The following is a 19,347-nucleotide window of genomic DNA, read 5'->3' on the forward strand; positions in this document are numbered from 1 at the left end:
ATAGCGCTTTGTTTTTTATCAACGATGTGCACTTTATGTAAATTTTTGTATGCTTTGCGGTAAAATTTTTAGGCATTTCTGGTCTCATATCAAACTTAAAATTGCGACTGAGAAAAAATAACTACTTTTGCAAAATGAATAAGAAACACCATTCGAATAATATACTTTTGAATTTAGGTATCGAGAGCCTAAACGAAATGCAAGAAGTGGCTCAGGATGCTATCCTGAATGATAATAATGTTTTACTACTTTCGCCAACTGGTTCTGGAAAAACACTAGCTTTTTTACTGCCAGTTTTAGAATTGTTGCAACCTGAAATCCTTTCTGTACAATGTTTAATTTTAGTTCCATCACGAGAACTAGGATTACAAATTGAGCAGGTTTGGAAAAAAATGGGAACCGATTACAAAGTTAATATTTGTTACGGAGGCCATTCTATAGATACAGAAATTAAGAACCTAAGTAATCCGCCAGCAGTTTTGATAGGAACTCCGGGAAGAATTGCTGATCATATTGATAGAGGAACTTTTCGTTTAGATAAAATCCAAACTTTAATCTTGGATGAATTTGATAAATCATTGCAATTGGGTTTTCATGAGCAAATGTCTTTTATCATTGGTAAGTTGCCTAAATTGAATAAGCGTGTGTTGGTTTCGGCTACATCGGATATTGAAATTCCTAAATACACAAGAGTAATTAATCCAACGATTTTGGATTTTATTCCTGAAGAAGAGGAGAAATCGAATCTTTCGATGCAAATGGTTGTTTCTCCAAACAAAGACAAAATAGGAAGTTTGTTTAACTTGATATGTTCTTTAAAATCACAATCGGCTATTATTTTTTGTAACCACCGTGATGCTGCTGAACGTATTAGTGATACCCTAAATGAAAAAGGAATTTACGCTACTTATTATCATGGTGGAATGGATCAAGATGAGCGTGAGCGTGCTTTGATTCAGTTTAGAAACGGAAGTGTGAGTTATTTAATCACAACTGATTTGGCTGCTCGTGGTCTTGATATTCCTGAGATGAATCACGTTATTCATTATCATTTGCCATTAAAAGAAGATGAGTTTACTCACCGTAACGGACGTACTGCTCGTATGCTTGCATCTGGAACGGCTTATATTATCGTTCACGAAAGTGAGAAGAAACTAGACTATATTAATTATGATATGGATGTTTTAAAGGTCGATAACGCTACGACTTTACCTAAACCACCAGAATATCAAACAATCTATATTAGTGGTGGAAAGAAAACGAAATTGAATAAAATTGATATCGTTGGATTCTTTTCTCAAAAAGGAAAACTTGAAAAAGGTGATTTGGGATTAATAGAGGTAAAGGATTTTATTTCGTTTGCTGCTGTAAAATTCAATAAGGTAAAAGATTTGCTTAAAAACATTAAAGATGAGAAGATGAAAGGCAAAAAATTTAAAATCGAAGTTGCAAGAAAAGTAATTAAGAAAGAAGAGGAGTAATTTATTTAAAAACAAATAGTTACTGGTTTGTTGTTTGTGGGAAAGGAATAATTGTTAATATTAATTTGGGATTTAATGTCAATAAATTAACAGTGTAAGAAAGGAATTATTTTTTTTATTATTATGTTTGCGCCATAAAATAAATAAACCCCAAAGAATATTATGAAAAAAATTATTACTATTGCTGTTTTGTTTTTAAGTTTTGCATCCTTTGCTCAAATTAAAGTTATTGCAACTGTACCTGTTGAAAAATTAGGTAAAGTGAATAATAATTATATCCAAAAAATTGGAGATGAATACACTGTATTTTATAACTGTATTCAAAGTGATGATGAAAACAATACTTTAAGAAAATTTACTTTTAAAAATATTGATAATGATTACCTAAATCTTTACAATATTATCGTAAACGGATTTACTGCAACTCCTTTGTATGATATTAAATTAGAATTGCCTAACAATTATGTTTGGTTGCATTATACTGCAAGTATTGACAAACCTACTGTTCAATTTATGGTTTCTAATAAAGATGCTAGTTCAAACAGTGTTTCTGAAGCTTTAACTAAAGATCAAGTAAGCAAATTGTTTCAAAAATAATCTAGATTTCTAAAATCTATTAGATATAAAAAAGGCTATTCAGAATTTGAATAGCCTTTTTTAGTTTACAGTTTTCAGTCTCAGTATTTAGTTTTGAGTATTATACTGTAAACTGGGACTGAAAACTTCTTCAAGAGTTATATTTTCTTCACGTATTGTGTGATAATTACAATTTGTTGTCCATCTACTTTTCCTTCGATGTATTCAGCATTTTCATGGTCTAAACGGATGTTACGCACAGCAGTTCCTTGTTTGGCTACCATACTTGATCCTTTTACTTTTAAGTCTTTTATTAAAACTACTGAATCTCCGTGCTCTAAAATTACACCATTGCTATCACGGTGTATAATTTTGTTTTCATCATCTTCTCCTTCTCCAGTTGCTTGTGCCCATGCCAACGTATCTTCGTCTAGGTACATCATGTCTAGTAATTCTTGTGGCCATCCTGCAGCACGCATTCTACTTAACATTCTCCAAGCTACAACTTGTACAGCAACATTCTCATTCCACATACTGTCATTTAAACATCTCCAATGATTTAAATCTACGTTATCTGGATTTTCTATTTGATCAACACAAGTACTACAAGCCATTACACTTTCATCAATTCCACCTTTTTTGGTAGGTAAAACTTGATATACTTTTAAATTTTCGGTTGCACCACAAAGTTCACATTTTGATCCGCTACGTTTGTTTAATTCTCTTTCTATGCTCATTTTGTTTTATTATTATTTTAAAATACAAAAATACAGTTTAATACTACGTTCAACAAATTTATGTTTATGAATTAAAATTATTCATTTCTTTTGACCTCATAGATATTCTCTTCATTATAAAGCTTTATTATTTCTTTTTTAGAAAAGCGGTATGCATTTTTATAATTTGCATCCTTATCAATTTCATCAATGGCTGTTTTTTTATCAATTTCCATTTCATTTATTAAAACATTAACGCTGTCTTTGGAAACATGATTAACCTTCATAGTAGAAAAGTATCCTTCTGATGATTTCATATAATAGGTATCACCTATTTTAGGGCTTTTAATGTATTTATCACTGTCTACATTTGTTTGATAGGCTGAATAGAAACATAATGCTACTATTAAAGCAATAATAAATAATCCTGTAAACATCCAGATTGGTGTATTTACTCTGTCTTTTTCATTTTCTCTTTCTAATTTTGTTTGAATAGTAGATGGTAATTCAAATTTTTCAAATGTTTTTTTACACGAATTGCATTCGGCAAAAGTCCTTTTTTTCATTGGAAAAAAAGGAATTAAGTAAAGGTGAGCATACTTTCCAAATATGCTGTACACCATTGAAACATTTAAATTGCAATTTGGACAATCTACATTTATAATTTGTCCATTTTTTAAATTACTAGCTTTGGTTCCGTAATAAAATATCATATTTAATTTTTTAGTGTTGGCTTATAAAAAAAAAACTCTATTTAAATCTAAATAGAGTTTGGGTAAAAATACAGTAAAATACTACTTTTTGCAAATTTATTTTTTTAAGCTTGATTATTTTTGGACTCTAACTGCGTCTGGAACTAGCATTTCATATTCGCCTCCATTTCGTAATACATCACGAACGATACTTGAGCTTATATATGAAGTTCTTGCCGCGGTTAATAAAAACACAGTTTCTATTTTAGATAAACGTCTGTTGGTGTGGGCAATTGCTTTTTCGAATTCGAAATCGGCTGGATTGCGTAATCCTCTTAATATGAAATTTGCTTTTAATTTATGGCATAAATCAATCGTAAGACCTTCATAGGTAATTACTGTTATCTTTGGTTCGTCTTTAAAAGTTTCTTCGATAAATCGCTTTCTTTCTTCGAGCGAAAACATGTATTTTTTTTCGGCATTTACACCAATTGCAATTACTATTTCATCAAATAGTGAAATTCCTCGTTTGATAATATCTTCGTGTCCAAGTGTAATGGGATCAAATGATCCTGGAAATATGGCTTTTCTCATGTTTTATTTTTTGAGGTTCATAGATACAAAGACACAAAGATTCAAAGGTTTGTATACTGAAAATTAGAAATAAACTAAATCTTTGTGCCTTTGGAACTTTGTCTCTTTGAGCCTTTTTTTTAGAGAGCTAACTCAATTGAATTTGTAAACAAGTCTTCTAGTGAAATTCCGGCAGCTTTGGCCTGTTGTGGAATCAAACTTTCGGTTGTTAAGCCAGGAATGGTATTCATTTCGAGCATGTATGGTTCGTTGTCTACGATGATGAATTCGCTTCTTGAGAATCCTTTCATTTTTAATACTTCGTAGGCGCGTTTGGCTACTTCGCTTACTTTTTGAGTTAATTCATCAGAGATCCTTGCTGGGGTGATTTCTTGTGATTTTCCTTCGTATTTGGCTTCGTAATCAAAGAAATCATTGTCTGAAACTATTTCGGTTATTGGTAATACGATTACTTTTCCTTGGTAGTTAATTACTCCAACAGAAACCTCAGTTCCATCAAGGAAACTTTCGATGATGATTTCGTTATCTTCTTTATAGGCAACTTCTATTGCAATTGGAAGTTCGACAGCAGTTTTTACTTTTGAAATTCCGAAGCTTGAACCTGCTTTATTTGGTTTTACGAAACATGGCAATCCTACTTTTTTTACAATCTCGTCAGTATTAATGACATCTCCTTTGTTTAGGTAATATGAAATCGCTGTTTTTATTCCGTATGGTTTTAAAACTGATAACAAATCACGTTTGTTGAATGTAAGCGCTGCTTGGTAATAGTCGCATGATGTTTGTGGGATGTGCAATAACTCAAAATAGGCTTGCATTAATCCGTCTTCACCCGGTGTTCCGTGTATGGCATTGAATACACAGTCGAAAGTGATTTTGCTTCCGTTTACTGTTACCGAAAAATCATTTTTATCTATTGGGAATTCAGCATCTTTTTCATCTACGTAAACCCATTTTTCTTTGAAAATATGAACTCGGAAACCGTTGTATTTCGTTTTATCTAGGTATTGATATACTACGTTTCCGCTGATTAGTGATATTTGATATTCGCTAGAATATCCTCCCATGATAATGGCAATGTTTTTCATGTTTTTCTTTTTTATGCTGTTGCAAGCTATGTAGCTTTATTTTGTTTCTTGATTTGAATGTTGTTATGAAAACAGTTTATTTTTAGCCCCGATAATTATCGGGATAGGTTCTGAAATCATTCTTTTACCCCGCTCAGGGTGACATTAGGATGACTATCAGGGTGCTTTCTTGTATTAAACAAAATTATCATTTTTTTTGAAACGAAATCTTTATCTTTGCCACAAATAAAAATAAATTTATGAGTTTACGTAAGTATCTAACTAGCCGAGTATTTTTTACGCAAATACTAATTGCTGTTGCAATTATTGCTGTTTTGGGGTATTTGTTTATGCATTGGTTGACTTTTACCACTGATCATGGACATGAAATTGAAGTACCTGATTTGAAAAAATTGACGGAAGAGCAAGTTGAGGCAAAATTGGACGGACTGGATTTGGATTACGTGCTTTTGGATAGTGTAGATTATAAAAGTGATTTCCCTAAATATAGTGTTGTTGAGCAAGATCCTTTGCCGGGAACGAAAGTAAAAGTGGGAAGAAAGATTTATATTAAAATAAATTCTTCTGGTTTTTCATCAGTTCGTATTCCGGATTTGATTGAGAAAACATACCGTGAAGCGGTGCCTACCTTAAAAGCATTGGGACTTCAAGAGGGGACAATTACGTATATTCCGAACCTTGGAAAAGACATGGTTTTGGAAATGCGTTACAAAGGAAGAAATTTAAAAGTGGGAGATCGCGTACTGAAATCATCAAAAATTGATTTGGTTTTGGGCGATGGAAAAGCAAGTTATTTAGATGAAAGTCAACCGGCAGATTCTCTAGCAGTGCCTGAAGATGAAAAAACAGCAAATGAACAATAATAATACCGATAGTTTAGATTTAGAAGAAGAGTTATATGAGCATTTTAGATTTGAAGTTCCTAAGGGTCAAGCGCCTTTACGAATCGACAAATATTTAATGGGCTTAATACAAAATGCAACAAGAAATAAGATTCAGAATGCTGCAACAGAGGGTAATATCTTTGTAAATGACGTCATTGTAAAGTCAAATTACAAAGTTAAAGCGTTTGATGTTGTTACGGTTATGTTGTCACATCCTCCGTATGAAAATCATATTATTCCAGAAGATATTCCGTTAAACATTGTTTACGAAGATGATGCTTTATTGTTAATCAATAAGGAGCCTGGAATGGTTGTGCATCCTGGTCATGGTAATTATACTGGAACTTTGGTTCATGCTTTGGCTCATCATTTTGATAATCTTCCAATGAATAGTAGCGAGCGTCCTGGATTGGTTCATAGAATTGATAAGGATACTTCTGGACTTTTGGTTATTGCCAAAACGGAAGCTGCTATGACGCATCTTGCCAAACAATTCGAAGCTAAAACTTCTGAAAGAGAATACATTGCTTTGGTTTGGGGGAATGTTGCTGAGGAGCAAGGTACTATTGAAGGGAATCTAGCTAGACACTTGAAAGACAGAATGCAAATGGCTGTTTTTGCTGATCCTGAGATTGGTAAACCTGCTGTAACGCATTATAAAGTTTTGGAACGTTTTGGATATGTTACTTTAATTTCTTGTCAGCTTGAAACGGGTAGAACGCACCAGATTCGTGCACATATGAAACATATTGGTCATCCGCTTTTTAATGATGAGCGTTATGGTGGTCATTTGATTTTAAAGGGAACTACGTTTACTAAATACAAGCAATTTATTGATAATTGTTTTAAGGCTTTGCCTAGGCAAGCATTGCATGCAAAAACGCTAGGTTTTGTTCATCCTACCACTGGTGAGATGATGCGTTTTGATACTGACTTGCCTGATGATTTTAAGGATTGTATCGAGAAATGGAGAAATTACTCTAAATCACATAATACTGATGAAGAAAGTTAAAATATATAAAGCCCCAATTTGGGGCTTTTTTTATGCTTTGTTCTCTTTGAAAAAACAAACTCTGTTTTGATTACTCTTTGTTTTTGTCATTATTGAAATAGTATTACTGATTGATTTTTGTTCGTATATATGGTACTTTTTCTTTGTCTGTTAAATTGATTTTTTAGCGATTTACTCTGCAAATTAATTACTTTTGCCGCTTTCACAGACTTATATTCAAAATAATGAAGCAGTATTTTAATTTATTTGACTTTAGACAAAAAGTAGATTATAAAACAGAAATCTTGGCTGGTTTAACTGTGGCTATGACTATGATTCCTGAATCACTTTCGTTTGCTATTTTAGCTGGTTTTCCGCCATTGGTTGGTTTGTATGCTGCATTTATCATGGGATTGATCACGGCTGTTTTTGGTGGACGTCCCGGAATGGTTTCGGGTGGAGCTGGAGCTACGGTAATTGTATTGATTGCTTTAATGAAATCGCATGGTTTGGAATATGTTTTTGCTGCTGTAGCTTTGGCTGGAGTTTTGCAAATTTTGGTTGGTTTATTTAAGTGGGGGAAATTTATTCGGTTGGTTCCTCAGCCTGTAATGTATGGTTTTGTAAATGGTTTGGCTGTTGTGATTTTTATGTCGCAATTAAAACAATTTAAAACTGTTGTTAATGGAGAGTCTGTTTGGCTTTCGGGAAGCCCAATGTTTATTATGTTAGGATTGGTTGCTTTGACTGTAGCAATTGTAATTGTGTTTCCTAAAATCACCAAGGCTATTCCTGCTTCATTGGTAGCGATTATTGTTGTATTTGGTTTGGTTCTTGGTTTTGGGATTGAAACAAAAACGGTGGCTGATATTGCTTCTATAAGTGGTGGTTTTCCTTCTTTTCATTTGCCAAATATTAATTTTAATCTAGAAACGCTTCAATTAATTTTTCCATATTCTTTAATTATGGCTTCTGTTGGTTTGACTGAAGGCTTACTAACATTAAATCTAGTTGATGAGTTAACTGGAACTAAAGGAAATGGCAATCGCGAATGTATCGCTCAGGGAAGTGCTAATATTGTAAATGGTTTTTTCTTTGGAATGGGTGGGTGCCCTATGATTGCACAAACGTTGGTAAATATTTCGGCTGGTTCTAGAGCGCGTTTGTCTGGTATTATTGCTTCGTTGACTATTCTTGTTATTATTTTATTTGGAGCTCCTGTAATTGAGAAATTACCCATGGCTGCTTTGGTTGGTGTTATGTTTATGGTTGCAATAGGCACATTTGAATGGGCTAGTTTCCGAATTATTAATAAAATGCCTAAGCATGATATTTTTGTTGGAATTGTCGTAGCTGTGATTACTATTTTTATGCATAATCTGGCTTTGGCAGTTTTAATAGGTGTTATTATTTCGGCATTGGTTTTTGCTTGGGAAAGTGCTAAACGTATTCGTGCTAGAGAATATATTGATGATAATGGAGTAAAACATTACGAGATTTTTGGCCCTCTTTTTTTTGGTTCTACTATGGCATTTATAGAAAAATTTGATGTTAATGATGATCCTAATGAAATAATTATAGATTTTAAAGAAAGTAAGATTGTTGATATGAGTGCTATTGATGCTGTAAATAAAATTACTGAGCGCTATGCCAAGGCAAATAAAACGGTTCGTCTATATCATTTAAGTGAAGATTGTAGGTTACTGCTTAAAAACGCTGCTATTATTGTTGATATTCTAGAAGATCCCACTTATAAAGTTACTACTGATTAAAGATTAAAAAGAGGACTTTGAACTAAAAACAAAAGAGGGAATCTCATAATTATGAGATTCCCTCTTTTGTTTAAATACTTTTTATAATTAAGTCTGTTATTTTTACTTCTCCGTTGGTTATGAATCCTAGTTTTCCGTGTTGGTTTAAGTTGCTTTTTTCTATAGAACATTCTAATGTAGTAGTACCATCTACAGAAAAGAACAATTGATTGTTTAATAATCGAATCTTTATGGAATACCATTGGTTGTTTTTTAGACTCATTGGTTTAGCAAATAAAGTTGGTCCGCCTCGGTCATCATATTCATCACCATTTTTAACGTATTTTCCTCTGCCAATTACTATATTTTGATCTATTTGATAAAGATAAGTTCGGATGTATTTTTCATGATCTAAATTTAGCATAATTTCAAATAGGGACTCTTTTGTCATATTTGCTTTTAAATTTATTTCATAATTTTTAGGAAGCTGTTTTTTAGATTCTATTATAGCCCAAGACATGGGACCTCCTGCACCAATTAAAGTGTCATTTTGCAATTGCCACTTTTTAGGATCTAGATTCCAATGAGATTTGAGTTTATGCTTAGCTAACTGGTATTCTTTTTTGGGTGTTGAAATTGTGGTAGAACAGGAGCTTATTACTAATGGTAATAGGAGTAAAAGTATGTGCTTAAGTTTCATATATGTGATTTTTTTCTGTTAAGTCATATATGATATCGCTTTTATTTTATGGGGTTTGCTTGTAACAAACTTTTTGGTTACTGCGATTTCTGACTTATTGTTTTATCGTTCCGATTGATCCTTTTTCTGATGGAATTAATTCAAACACAGCAGTAGGAGTGAGTCCTGGCTCAATGCGATGTGAGACATACAAGATAGTCATATTCGTTTCTTTAACCAAAAGGGTAACAAGTTCTATAACTAAGGCTACATTTTCGTCATCTAGGCCTTCTACTGGCTCGTCTAAAATAACCAAAGGAGGATGTTTCAAAACAGCTCTAACTATTAATGCTACTCTTTGTTGACCAATAGAAAGTTGTGTAAATGTTTTATCTTTTAAATGGCTCATTTTAATCACATCTAGCCATTGCGATACAATTTGTCTTTGTAATGAAGTTGGTTCAGTATATAAACCAATTGAGTCAAAAAAGCCAGACAGTATCATGTGTTCCAGACTGTGTTTTTTCTGAAATAAATCGGTCATGGAAGTCGAAAAATATCCGATTCTCTTTTTGATATCCCAAACGCTTTCTCCACTTCCTTTTTTCTTTCCAAAAAGGAATAAATCTTGTCCATATCCTTTTGGGTTATCTCCAGAAATTAATGACAGTATTGTGCTTTTTCCTGAACCGTTTGGACCGATAAGTTGCCAAAACTCATTTTTTTTGATTGTCCATGTAATGGCGTCAACGATTTTTCTTTCGTCATAACTCACCGAAACGGCATTCATATGAATTAGTACCTCTTCATTATAATCGGTAGGCTCAGCTGGCTTTGGAATAGTGACTTTTATTGAATTTGAGCTCGTTTGAGTTTGTTTTATTTCGTTTAAAATAAATGTATTATCTGTAATTTGTGCTTTGTTGTGAATAAAAGGAAACAAATCGGCAGCTCGATTTACCAATTGAATGATGCGAACTGATTTTGCCAATTGTTCTAGTGAATTAGCCAATGTAATACGAGAAGCATGATCCAAGTGATCGAGTGGATTATCGAAAATAATATAATCGGGGTTTTGCTTTACACAATAGTTCAAAAACTCTTTTTTTCGTTCGCCTGAGGAGAATGTTTTTAGTTTTCGTTCTGATTCTGTTGCAGCTTCTATTACATCATATTGGTATTCTTTTTCGATGAATTTATCGATTGCAATATCCGAAAATAGAATCCCGTTTAAGGAATTAAAAGGGGCAAGTTCTCCTTTGGCATTTCCGTCAAGTACCGTGTCAATAAAAGCTTTTTTATTAACGGTATTCGATAAAAGGATGTCCCAATGTTCTATTGTATTCATTTGCGCAATTTAAGAATTCTATTTTGTTTGGGCTGTAATCATAGGTCGATTATTTCTAGACCATTCGCTCCAAGAACCTACATAAAGTTTCGGAATTGATAATTCTGCATAATCCATAGCGAGTATAGTATGACAAGCTGTTACGCCTGAACCACAATGCACAATTATATTTTCGGGTTTTGTATTGCCTATTATAGCTTGATATTTGGCTTTTAAAACTTCAGGAGCTAAATAGTTACCATCTTCATTCAAATTGCTCGTAAAAGGAACGTTTGTAGCTCCAGGAATGTGTCCCGCAATTAAATCGATAGGTTCTGTTAAGCCATTAAAACGATCTTTGTCTCTTACATCAATGATTATCGTGTTCTGATTATTGCTGACTTTGTCTATTTCTGTTATAGTTGCTTGATGCAATTGCCAGTTTGTAATTGGGTATAATTCTGCTATTGCAAAACTTTCTGTTCCTGAGTCTACTGGAAAACCTACTTGTGTTGCTGCTTGTAAACCGCCATTTATAACTTGTATTTTTTCATGACCTATTGCTCTTAACATCCACCAGAAACGAGCGGCAGCGTTTGAACCGTTTTTGTCATCGTATACGATTACATGACTTGATGGTATTATTCCAAGTTTTGATAGGACTTCTGAAAATTTTTCGAATGAAGGTAAAGGATGTCTTCCTCCATTGGCAGCATCTGAGGGGATGGTTGCTAAATCAAGATTTAAATCGACATAACGAGCCCCTTGTAAATGAGATGTTATGTAATTTTCTTTGGCATTAATTCCTGCTCTAGCATCAATAATTACAATTTCTGATTTTTGTAATGCTATTAGTTCTTCAGGACTTATGATTGGAGATAATTGCTTTGCCATTTTATTTATGATTGAAATTGAATACTTATAATTTCCCAGTGTTGTTTTTTAGCCACAATAACGTATTTATTACCAGTTGGCTTTGGGGCTCATTTTCGAAGGTATATGAAAGGGTTTTATTGGTGTTGTTTTCATAATCGATATCGTTATGACCCATGTTAAAATAGACCATTTTGTATTTTTTATTTGTCCAAACGATAGGATAATAGCCACTATGCCATATTTCGCTAGGTTTTGGTCCTGTTCCTAGTGGGAAACTTTTATCGTCTATGGCTAAAAGAATATTGATATCTGGATTTTCTCTAAGATCATTCTGCCATCTGTACCATTCGTTTGGTGATGATTTAAATGTTAAAGGGATATCTTTTGTTATAATAAATTTGCTTTCCACTCGTAGTATTGCTGATGTTGGCTTCCATGTATTACTGCCATATTCGCCAGAACCTAAGAACTGATTGTGATACCAATCCCAGTTTTGAGGATATTGTGAATCATTTAAAGCAAACGCTGCAAAGTGAAACCCAATCCAAGCTCCACCATTTTCCATGTATTTTTTAAAAGCTTCCCTCTGATTTGTCTCTTCGGGGTGCGTATCTAAAAAAATTACTGCTTGATATTTTGCTAGAAATTTAGCATTTAGGTTATCCCAATTATTGGTTGAATCGTATTCAAAATGATATTTTTCTGCCATTTTAGGAAACCAGCTGTTGGCTTCATGTACAAAACTGATATGAGCTTGGTCGTTTTTGGCAGTATAAAAGGCAATTACTTTAAATTTAGAATTGTCTTTATCATGTTGAGAAAAAGTAGAATAAGTTGTTAGGAGGATTAGTGTTAGTAACCCTCTTTTGGCAACATAATAGATTGTTTTATCAAGTAACCGCATTGAATCGATCTTGGGGATTGCTACTTTTTTTATTAATCGTTAATTTTTTCTATCACTATTTCATTTCCAGATTTGTCATAGTAAGTGCAAGTCATTTCGACAATATCTACTCTCCATTTGGCTATTCCGCATTGCCCAGCTTGGTTGCAAAATGTCATATAATCGGTTTGTCCGTCTTGATGTTGTAAGAGGTATTCTAGGAAAAGTTCTTTATTTACATTTGATGTTACTTTTATCTCCTCGTATTTATCAGTTGTAGCTACTCGATAATTGTTAACGCCATAATATTCTACAGTACCATCTTTTACATTGGTGTCGTATCCTTTTACGCCAAGAATTATTAAGTCTTGTATGTAATTTGGGAAATCAGCTCCAGTTTTTACTTTTGAATGTGCTTCTTTAATTTGTTCTATTGTAAACATATTGATTTGTACTTGGGTTAAAAATATTTATTGTTTCAAAAATACGATTAATGACTCTATATTTTCTTTTTATGAAAACAAAAAAATGAAATAGGTAAAAATATATATAAGATTCTTTAAGGAGAATGAAATTATTAAAATATTGCATTTTAACTGAAAATGAGGTACTTGAAAGGAATTCTTCTTATTAATAAGAAAAATATACCTAAATTTACTATAGAATGTTGTAAGCTAAATCTAGTATTATGAAAAAAACATTACTATTACTCCTGTTTACTGTATCTACATTTGCTCAAGAAGCCAATACATTTGATTTTGCAGTTATAAACTCTACTTTAATCTCCCCAAATATTGATCTTGACAGGGGACGGAGTGTTGTTGCTGGAAATGAGAATCAATACTCAACTTATTTTCAGTATGCTATTAATGTGGGTGCTGATGATTTAATTCTTGGAGCTGGGATTAATAAATCAGAAATTGACCGAACCTATATTGGTTATATCGGTAAAATTTGCGAGAATTTCAGGGCGACAATTTCTTTTGGTTATGTAGAATCTCGTAGTGGTTATTATGGAACGTTTACAGGATTAAGCGTTTCTTGGCATCTAAGTGACAATAATTTTATTGGTGGAAGTTTACAAAATGTGCATTCTATAGGTGATGCGTATCGTACAGATGTAAGTTTTGAATATTATAATAAATTAGCTCCGAAAATCTTTGCGAGCTATGAAATTTTGCCTAAAATAATAGTTTTTGGACAATTGAGCAGTAGGGTTAATGATATTGCATTAAAATATCAACTTAGTCACTTTTCTCTAGGAGGATTTTATTCGGGACACGGAGTTGAAGGTGTTTTTGGTACCTACACTATCGGAAGATTTGCCGTTTCTTGTAGTACGACCTTTGATAAAGTAAATTTTGGATTGAAGTTTCAGTAATATTTAGTCTTCTTTTTTTAATGTAATTACTTGTTGCGGAAATGGTATCTCTATTTTTTCGGCATCAAAACGTTTTTTTATACTGTATAATAAATCACAATAAAGAACAAACCCATCTGTTGCATCTTTGGCCCAAGCCCAAACTTTTAAGTTTACACTTGAATCTTTAAGGGCTACAACTCTCGCTATGACTAGTGGTGTATTATTTTTTTTGTTTGCAGCAGTTCGAGTATCAATAAATAGTGGATGTTTGGCGACTTCTTCTTTCATTATCTCTAATGCTTTATCAATGTCTGAATCATAACCGATACCAATTTCGATAATTTTACAGCATTTGGAATCATTCATATTTGTATTTAGAATAATCTGATTGCTTATAACTGAATTTGGAATAATAATACGATTATTCTCCATGTCTTTTAAAACCACTTGCCTTAAATTGATATCTTCAACAACACCACTAAAATTATTGATAGTAATTTTATCGTTTATCCTGAAAGGCTTAAAAACAACTAAGAATATTCCGCTCATAATATTGCTTAGGGCCTGTTGTGAGGCTAGACCTGCAATGACCGAAATTACTCCTGCACCAGCAAGTAAAGAATGCCCGATAACTTTAAACTCTGGAATTTGAATTAATGCAAATGAAATCCCCAATATGTAGATTACAGTAATGACTAAATGTTTTAAGAACTTATATCCTGTACTATCAAAATTGTTAACACCTAATCGACGGCGAATAAAACGCATAAAAAGCTTGTCAACAATAGCGCTCAATACGATTGTAATAACCAGTATTATTGCAATTGCAACTATTAATCGAAAGTCTTTTATTAGGTTTATCATTGAGATTTTTATTTCTGTTTTTTGATGAAAGTAAAGTATTAATTGAATTCTGAGAAGTTAGAAACTTTTAATTTGTCCCAATCTTCTTGGATGACGCTATAATAAACATCGTCTTTACTTTTTCCATCAGCATCAATATAATTATTTCTAAAAACACCTTCTTTTTGAGCTCCGAGTTTTTCGATTGCTCTTTGAGATTTTAAATTCTCTGAATCAGCACTAAACTGTATTCGCTTGAAACCAATGCTTTCAAAACCAAATTTTAAAAGTTCGTGTTTGCAAGCTTTATTTAAACCTGTTCCTTGAAATGCTTTCCCATACCATGTCCATCCAATTTCGCATTTTTGATTTGCAATATTTAGATATCCATAACGTGTGCTTCCTGCTACTTTATTTGTAAGCTTATCAATAATAAGAAATGGATAACAAATTCCTGCTTCTTTTTGCTTGATTGTACTTTCGATATAATTCTCAAAATCGGTATCGTCATTTACATACATTCCCATGTATCTCCAGATATCGTCGTTATAGATTATCTCTTTGAGTTCAATATTTCTAATGCTTTCAAAGGGAATTAAAAGAACTCTCTCGTTTTCAAGTGTGATATTGGTTTTTAAAATTGCAGTATCCATTTTAGGGCTAATAGTCTTTAGTAAATAATTTGCGTAATCAGTCTTATTATTCTTGCTCTTCGAAATTGTCGTAATAGGTAAAATCCTTTGTTATCAATCCGTTTTCGATAGTGAAAATGGTACAAATTGGTAATTCGAATGTAGAACCATCTTCAGCTGTTCCGCTAGAAACAAACTCTACAATGACATGATTTTCTCCTGATGGGTATATTTGAATTACTTTATCCGTTACATCTGGGAATATGTGGTTTAACTCACTGTATTTTTTTTCTATTTCGGCACGGGTTTGTTTTACGATTCCATTTCCTAAAGAAGGATCTTTAAACTCAGCAGTTGGAATATACATCTCGGACATTTTTTTCCAATCGTGATTATTGAAATGTGTAAAATACTGTTTGACTAATTCGGTATTTTTAGAATCCATATTTTGTGTGTTTTGATTATTACATGCTATTAATGATACAATTGTTATTAGAACTACGATTATTTTTTTCATAATTATATTTTTAATTGTTTATTATTTTTATAATAAGTCCACACAAAATATGGAGCTACTTATGCGTATTGATGAGATGTTTTTCAGAAAGATTTATAACCCTACAAAATCTTCACTTTTTGGAAAAATACTCAAAGCCTCTATTGCAATTGCTGGGGTAGGCGAAGCTAGTTTTCTTAGCTTTGTATCCATCCAAGCACCGTCAACAGTAATTGTTGCGCAAAGCTTGCCTTCTTCATTGATAAATTCGTGTATGATTGACCAGCGAGATCCATCAGGTTTCATTTTTGAAGTTTTGGTATGAATAGCTATTTTATCTGAAAGCTTTATTTCTTTTCTAAAAACACATTCTTCTCTAAAAAGAACTGGACCAAAGCTTTGTTCTTGCATTACTCTTAGAGTTAAACCTAGTTTTTCTAAAATTTCGATACGATGTTGCGCACCAAAATCATAATAAGCGCTATGTCGTAAGTGAAAATTAGGGTCTAGATCTGACCAACGGAAAGATAATTCTTTACTAAATGAAACCATTTTAATTCTATTTTATAGTTATTTCAGGTGTAATCTTCATAATCAACGGATTAATTAAAGAAACACTATTTTTTTGAGAACCGAAAATACAAATAAAAATCGAAAAGTAATTTGTTGTGGTAGTTAAAGTGTATGGAGCAGAAGTTGATTTTGTTATATTATTCTTTAATAGAATTCAGTTGTAAATGGTGCAAAATCTTGTAATTTGGGTAAAGGTCTGATTAAGACTTTCTTTTGGGTTTGGGTAGGTTTTTCATTGCTATCGTCATATCGTTCAGAGGTGCTTACTTGTATTCCAGTTGATAAGTTAAAATCGACTGTCCCCATTGTTCCCTGACCATCTGAATATCCTTCTGAAAATCCGATTAATTCTAAATTGTTGTTTTGATAACGGAATTTATGCTCAAAACTTCCTCTCGTTAGCTCTTTATGAATAATTAAAATGCCTTTTTCGATAGAAACTCCATAAAAGAATCCATTATAGTATCCGTTTTTGCCTTGGGGATATTGAGGGTCTATTGCTTTTGTGGTTGAAACAATTAATTTATATGCGCCATTAGGCTGTGCAAAGAATACTTCTAGCTTATATGGTGCTTCTTCATTTATAGTATCTTGAGTTACTACAACCAAATCGTCTAGCTTATCTTTGTTTAGATCCCCTTTTACTTTTTTTATTTGAACAACAAAATTGTCTTTTTTATTGTTTTTTTGAGCAATTAAAGATGAGGTGGCAAAGATGAAAAGGAATGCTATTATTTTATTCATTTCAGTTTTTTTTGATAAATAGAAACATAGTTTACAAGATACTAAAAAAGTAAGATTAATAGGTGTGTTTCTTTTAGGTTTTAGATTTAACCGCAAAGGTTTATATTTTACCTAGAAACTGTGACTGAATACTGGAAAACTCAATATTAACCGCAAAGTTCGCAGTCTCGATGGCTATCGGGATACGCAAGGGACACAAGGTTATCTTTAATTCAAAATTTGAAACTAAAAACTTCAATTTCACACCTATTTTTTATCCACAATCTTGTCACCCTGACGAAGGAAGGGTCTCATAGAGTAACTCGATATGGTGTGAACAGTTACTCGTGGAGTTTCTTCGTTCCTCAGAAAGACAATATTGGAGTTTGTTTTACGAATAGATGCAAAAGTTACTTTTAATTCAAAACTTGAAACTGTGACTGAATACTGGAAAACTCAATATTAACCGCAAAGTTCGCAGTCCCGATGGCTATCGGGATACGCAAGGGACTCAAAGTTTTTAAAAAAGATAATTCACAAATTGCATCGTATCTATGAGCCATTTGTGAATTATGTTTAATGTGTTATATAGTATGTGTTTATTTATGGTTCGTCACACTCAAAGGTTACGTTTGTAAATAATTTATTGAATTCTTTTTCCATTGTACCATCATCGTCTACTCTGTAAACTTCTGCATTGGCGCAATTCCACCAGCCATACGTCATTATTTCTTGTCTAGCATTTTGTATTCTGTCCTTAGAGTTGTATTTTTCTAAATGACGTTCCATGAATTTTTCTGGGCTACCATTGTTCTTTTTTTGTTTTTCGGCCAAATTATTCCAGGTTTTTAACAGCAAGATAGTATCATTTGAAATTAATGCTTTTGCATATTCAGTACAGTTTTTAGAGAATCGATTGTTTAGTAAAACCGAAGGATTGGAATAGGCTTCGATAGCTATCTTTTTTAGTTCATACGTATCTTCTAACTCATGTATTCTGTCTGCTTTTACTTTTTCCCAATACGGATTGGAGATAACTTTTTGGTTGTAAGAAGCTTTTCTTTCGTTGTATTCTGCAGTTAATTCACGAGTTAATTTCTCAGCATCGGCTGCAGAAGATGGGTTAGTATTTGTACTTAGATAAGCCCCTGAGTGCATACCCCATGTATCATGAGTGTTTTTAAGCTCTTCTTCAGTGTATTTTTCAGAATCATATTCGCCTGTGTTTGAGCATAATTCAGTATCCCATTTAAAAATAGCTGTTTTGCCACTTTTAGTATTGCCACTTATTTGTGTCGTTTCTTTTTCTTCTTTTTCTTCTTTTTGTTTTTTCGGCTTATCAGAGCAAGAAAATAATAGTATTGAACTTAGTAATAGGAGTAGGGGGTGTTTCATTGGGAATAGTAATTAAATGTATAAATTGGATGTAAATTAATTGATTTTTTTAATATCACTAATATCCTTTGTCATTGTAGATGTTGAATTTTTCGAAAGAAATTTCTCCAAAGTCTTTTACTGTTTTTAGTTTTTCAAAATCAACAACGATAGCTTCGGCATTGTCGTTGGTGTCACTATTAAATTTATAATCGATATAGTGATCTTTGTAGAGCAGCCAATTATTCTTGGATTGATTGTATTTAAAAGTAGTAATACGCTCCCAATGATGCCCTCCCGAAACGCCATGTTCTATTGAGAAGTAGCCTTTTTTTATTGATATTCCTGTAAATGGATCTCCAAAGACACCACCACAATCAATACAGTATACTGCATTGTTATTTTTATGAGCTAAAGTGTATGTGCCTCCTTTTTGTCCTAGTAAAATAAGCATAGGTCTTTTGTCGGGTTTGTTTTCGGCATAGTTGGATGTTGACTCTTCACTAGTTTTGCGTAAAACCAAAATAGCATCGGTGTACTCGTCTAGATTAAGATCACCTGACTCAATGCTTATTATGCTATAATCTTTAGGTACAAATGCTTTTAAATCTTCATCAAGACTATCGATTGAGTCATTAAATGTTTGGTGTTTTTTTATAGAATCTGTTTTGCTTTTTTCTATTTGAATAGAATCAATATTGTCTTCTGATTTATCAATTGCGTTTTCTTTTGTAGTTTGATTGCAAGAAAAGAGCATCAATGATAGTATTAATAGATTTACAGTGTTTTTCATTGGATTTGTCAA

22 protein-coding genes are annotated in these 19,347 nt (G+C 32.6%); 6 read left to right on the forward strand and 16 right to left on the reverse strand.

Annotated elements, in window-relative coordinates; all coding sequences use genetic code 11:
* Window positions 1-134: 134 nt before the first annotated feature.
* Both LNQ49_RS21955 and LNQ49_RS21960 read left to right on the forward strand, forming a co-directional pair.
* Entirely contained in the window at window positions 135-1,481 is a 1,347-nt protein-coding gene (locus tag LNQ49_RS21955; RefSeq protein ID WP_229991079.1) for a DEAD/DEAH box helicase, read from the forward strand.
* A 162-nt stretch (window positions 1,482-1,643) separates the two neighbouring features.
* On the forward strand, window positions 1,644-2,078 hold the full coding sequence (locus LNQ49_RS21960; protein ID WP_229991080.1) for a hypothetical protein: 435 nt from the start codon (window positions 1,644-1,646) through the stop codon (window positions 2,076-2,078).
* Between the two features lie 137 nt (window positions 2,079-2,215).
* Here LNQ49_RS21960 and LNQ49_RS21965 read toward each other — a convergent pair whose 3' ends face one another.
* The 4 genes from LNQ49_RS21965 to LNQ49_RS21980 form a co-directional block, all read right to left on the reverse strand.
* Window positions 2,216-2,794: a PhnA domain-containing protein gene (locus LNQ49_RS21965; RefSeq protein WP_229991081.1), complete on the reverse strand. Its 579-nt coding sequence runs from the start codon at window positions 2,792-2,794 to the stop codon at window positions 2,216-2,218.
* Between the two features lie 77 nt (window positions 2,795-2,871).
* On the reverse strand, window positions 2,872-3,486 hold the full coding sequence (locus tag LNQ49_RS21970) for a zinc-ribbon domain-containing protein (protein WP_229991082.1): 615 nt from the start codon (window positions 3,484-3,486) through the stop codon (window positions 2,872-2,874).
* Window positions 3,487-3,600: 114 nt separating this feature from the next.
* Entirely contained in the window at window positions 3,601-4,059 is a 459-nt protein-coding gene (gene coaD / locus LNQ49_RS21975; RefSeq protein ID WP_229991083.1) for a pantetheine-phosphate adenylyltransferase, read from the reverse strand.
* A gap of 119 nt (window positions 4,060-4,178) precedes the next feature.
* A complete protein-coding gene (locus LNQ49_RS21980; RefSeq protein WP_229991084.1) occupies window positions 4,179-5,147 on the reverse strand; it encodes a D-alanine--D-alanine ligase in 969 nt (322 codons plus the stop codon).
* Window positions 5,148-5,386: 239 nt separating this feature from the next.
* On the opposite strand from LNQ49_RS21980, the gene LNQ49_RS21985 reads away from it, so the two are divergent.
* The 3 genes from LNQ49_RS21985 to LNQ49_RS21995 all read left to right on the forward strand — a co-directional run bounded on the left by LNQ49_RS21985 (window position 5,387) and on the right by LNQ49_RS21995 (window position 8,794).
* Window positions 5,387-6,010: a PASTA domain-containing protein gene (locus LNQ49_RS21985; RefSeq protein WP_129538085.1), complete on the forward strand. Its 624-nt coding sequence runs from the start codon at window positions 5,387-5,389 to the stop codon at window positions 6,008-6,010.
* Window positions 6,000-7,043 carry an RluA family pseudouridine synthase gene (locus tag LNQ49_RS21990; protein ID WP_229991085.1) on the forward strand — a complete coding sequence of 348 codons (1,044 nt, stop codon included), beginning with the start codon at window positions 6,000-6,002 and terminating at the stop codon, window positions 7,041-7,043. Before LNQ49_RS21985 ends, LNQ49_RS21990 begins: the two co-directional genes overlap by 11 nt.
* 224 nt (window positions 7,044-7,267) lie before the next feature.
* A complete protein-coding gene (locus LNQ49_RS21995; RefSeq protein ID WP_229991086.1) occupies window positions 7,268-8,794 on the forward strand; it encodes a SulP family inorganic anion transporter in 1,527 nt (508 codons plus the stop codon).
* A gap of 70 nt (window positions 8,795-8,864) precedes the next feature.
* Here LNQ49_RS21995 and LNQ49_RS22000 read toward each other — a convergent pair whose 3' ends face one another.
* The 5 genes from LNQ49_RS22000 to LNQ49_RS22020 form a co-directional block, all read right to left on the reverse strand.
* Window positions 8,865-9,473 (reverse strand): LamG domain-containing protein, encoded by a 609-nt coding sequence (locus tag LNQ49_RS22000; RefSeq protein WP_229991087.1) that lies wholly within the window; start codon window positions 9,471-9,473, stop codon window positions 8,865-8,867.
* Window positions 9,474-9,567: 94 nt separating this feature from the next.
* Window positions 9,568-10,800, reverse strand: a complete 1,233-nt coding sequence (locus LNQ49_RS22005) for an ATP-binding cassette domain-containing protein (protein ID WP_229991088.1) — start codon at window positions 10,798-10,800, stop codon at window positions 9,568-9,570.
* An 18-nt stretch (window positions 10,801-10,818) separates the two neighbouring features.
* Window positions 10,819-11,673 carry a sulfurtransferase gene (locus LNQ49_RS22010; protein WP_229991089.1) on the reverse strand — a complete coding sequence of 285 codons (855 nt, stop codon included), beginning with the start codon at window positions 11,671-11,673 and terminating at the stop codon, window positions 10,819-10,821.
* 25 nt (window positions 11,674-11,698) lie between these two features.
* Window positions 11,699-12,559 (reverse strand): ThuA domain-containing protein, encoded by an 861-nt coding sequence (locus LNQ49_RS22015; protein ID WP_229991090.1) that lies wholly within the window; start codon window positions 12,557-12,559, stop codon window positions 11,699-11,701.
* A 32-nt stretch (window positions 12,560-12,591) separates the two neighbouring features.
* Window positions 12,592-12,981, reverse strand: coding sequence for a DUF1398 domain-containing protein (locus LNQ49_RS22020; RefSeq protein WP_229991091.1), 390 nt, complete (start codon window positions 12,979-12,981; stop codon window positions 12,592-12,594).
* Window positions 12,982-13,226: 245 nt separating this feature from the next.
* Here LNQ49_RS22020 and LNQ49_RS22025 point away from each other — a divergent pair, with 245 nt between their 5' ends.
* A complete protein-coding gene (locus LNQ49_RS22025) occupies window positions 13,227-13,919 on the forward strand; it encodes a hypothetical protein (RefSeq protein ID WP_229991092.1) in 693 nt (230 codons plus the stop codon).
* 3 nt (window positions 13,920-13,922) lie between these two features.
* Here LNQ49_RS22025 and LNQ49_RS22030 read toward each other — a convergent pair whose 3' ends face one another.
* The 7 genes from LNQ49_RS22030 to LNQ49_RS22060 all read right to left on the reverse strand — a co-directional run bounded on the left by LNQ49_RS22030 (window position 13,923) and on the right by LNQ49_RS22060 (window position 19,335).
* The gene (locus LNQ49_RS22030; RefSeq protein ID WP_229991093.1) at window positions 13,923-14,765 is read right to left on the reverse strand and encodes a mechanosensitive ion channel family protein; all 843 of its coding nucleotides are present in this window, start codon (window positions 14,763-14,765) and stop codon (window positions 13,923-13,925) included.
* A 38-nt stretch (window positions 14,766-14,803) separates the two neighbouring features.
* A complete protein-coding gene (locus LNQ49_RS22035) occupies window positions 14,804-15,397 on the reverse strand; it encodes a GNAT family N-acetyltransferase (protein ID WP_229991094.1) in 594 nt (197 codons plus the stop codon).
* A 46-nt stretch (window positions 15,398-15,443) separates the two neighbouring features.
* Window positions 15,444-15,893, reverse strand: coding sequence for a nuclear transport factor 2 family protein (locus LNQ49_RS22040; protein ID WP_229991095.1), 450 nt, complete (start codon window positions 15,891-15,893; stop codon window positions 15,444-15,446).
* Between the two features lie 93 nt (window positions 15,894-15,986).
* Complete coding sequence (locus LNQ49_RS22045) at window positions 15,987-16,424, reverse strand: acyl-CoA thioesterase (protein ID WP_229991096.1); 438 nt, start codon at window positions 16,422-16,424, stop codon at window positions 15,987-15,989.
* 165 nt (window positions 16,425-16,589) lie between these two features.
* The gene (locus tag LNQ49_RS22050) at window positions 16,590-17,189 is read right to left on the reverse strand and encodes a hypothetical protein (RefSeq protein ID WP_229991097.1); all 600 of its coding nucleotides are present in this window, start codon (window positions 17,187-17,189) and stop codon (window positions 16,590-16,592) included.
* 582 nt (window positions 17,190-17,771) lie between these two features.
* Entirely contained in the window at window positions 17,772-18,563 is a 792-nt protein-coding gene (locus tag LNQ49_RS22055; protein ID WP_229991098.1) for a hypothetical protein, read from the reverse strand.
* Window positions 18,564-18,621: 58 nt separating this feature from the next.
* Window positions 18,622-19,335: a hypothetical protein gene (locus LNQ49_RS22060; protein WP_229991099.1), complete on the reverse strand. Its 714-nt coding sequence runs from the start codon at window positions 19,333-19,335 to the stop codon at window positions 18,622-18,624.
* Window positions 19,336-19,347 lie beyond the last annotated feature (12 nt).

This window comes from Flavobacterium pisciphilum (assembly GCF_020905345.1).
GTDB classification, from domain to species: Bacteria; Bacteroidota; Bacteroidia; order Flavobacteriales; family Flavobacteriaceae; genus Flavobacterium; species Flavobacterium pisciphilum.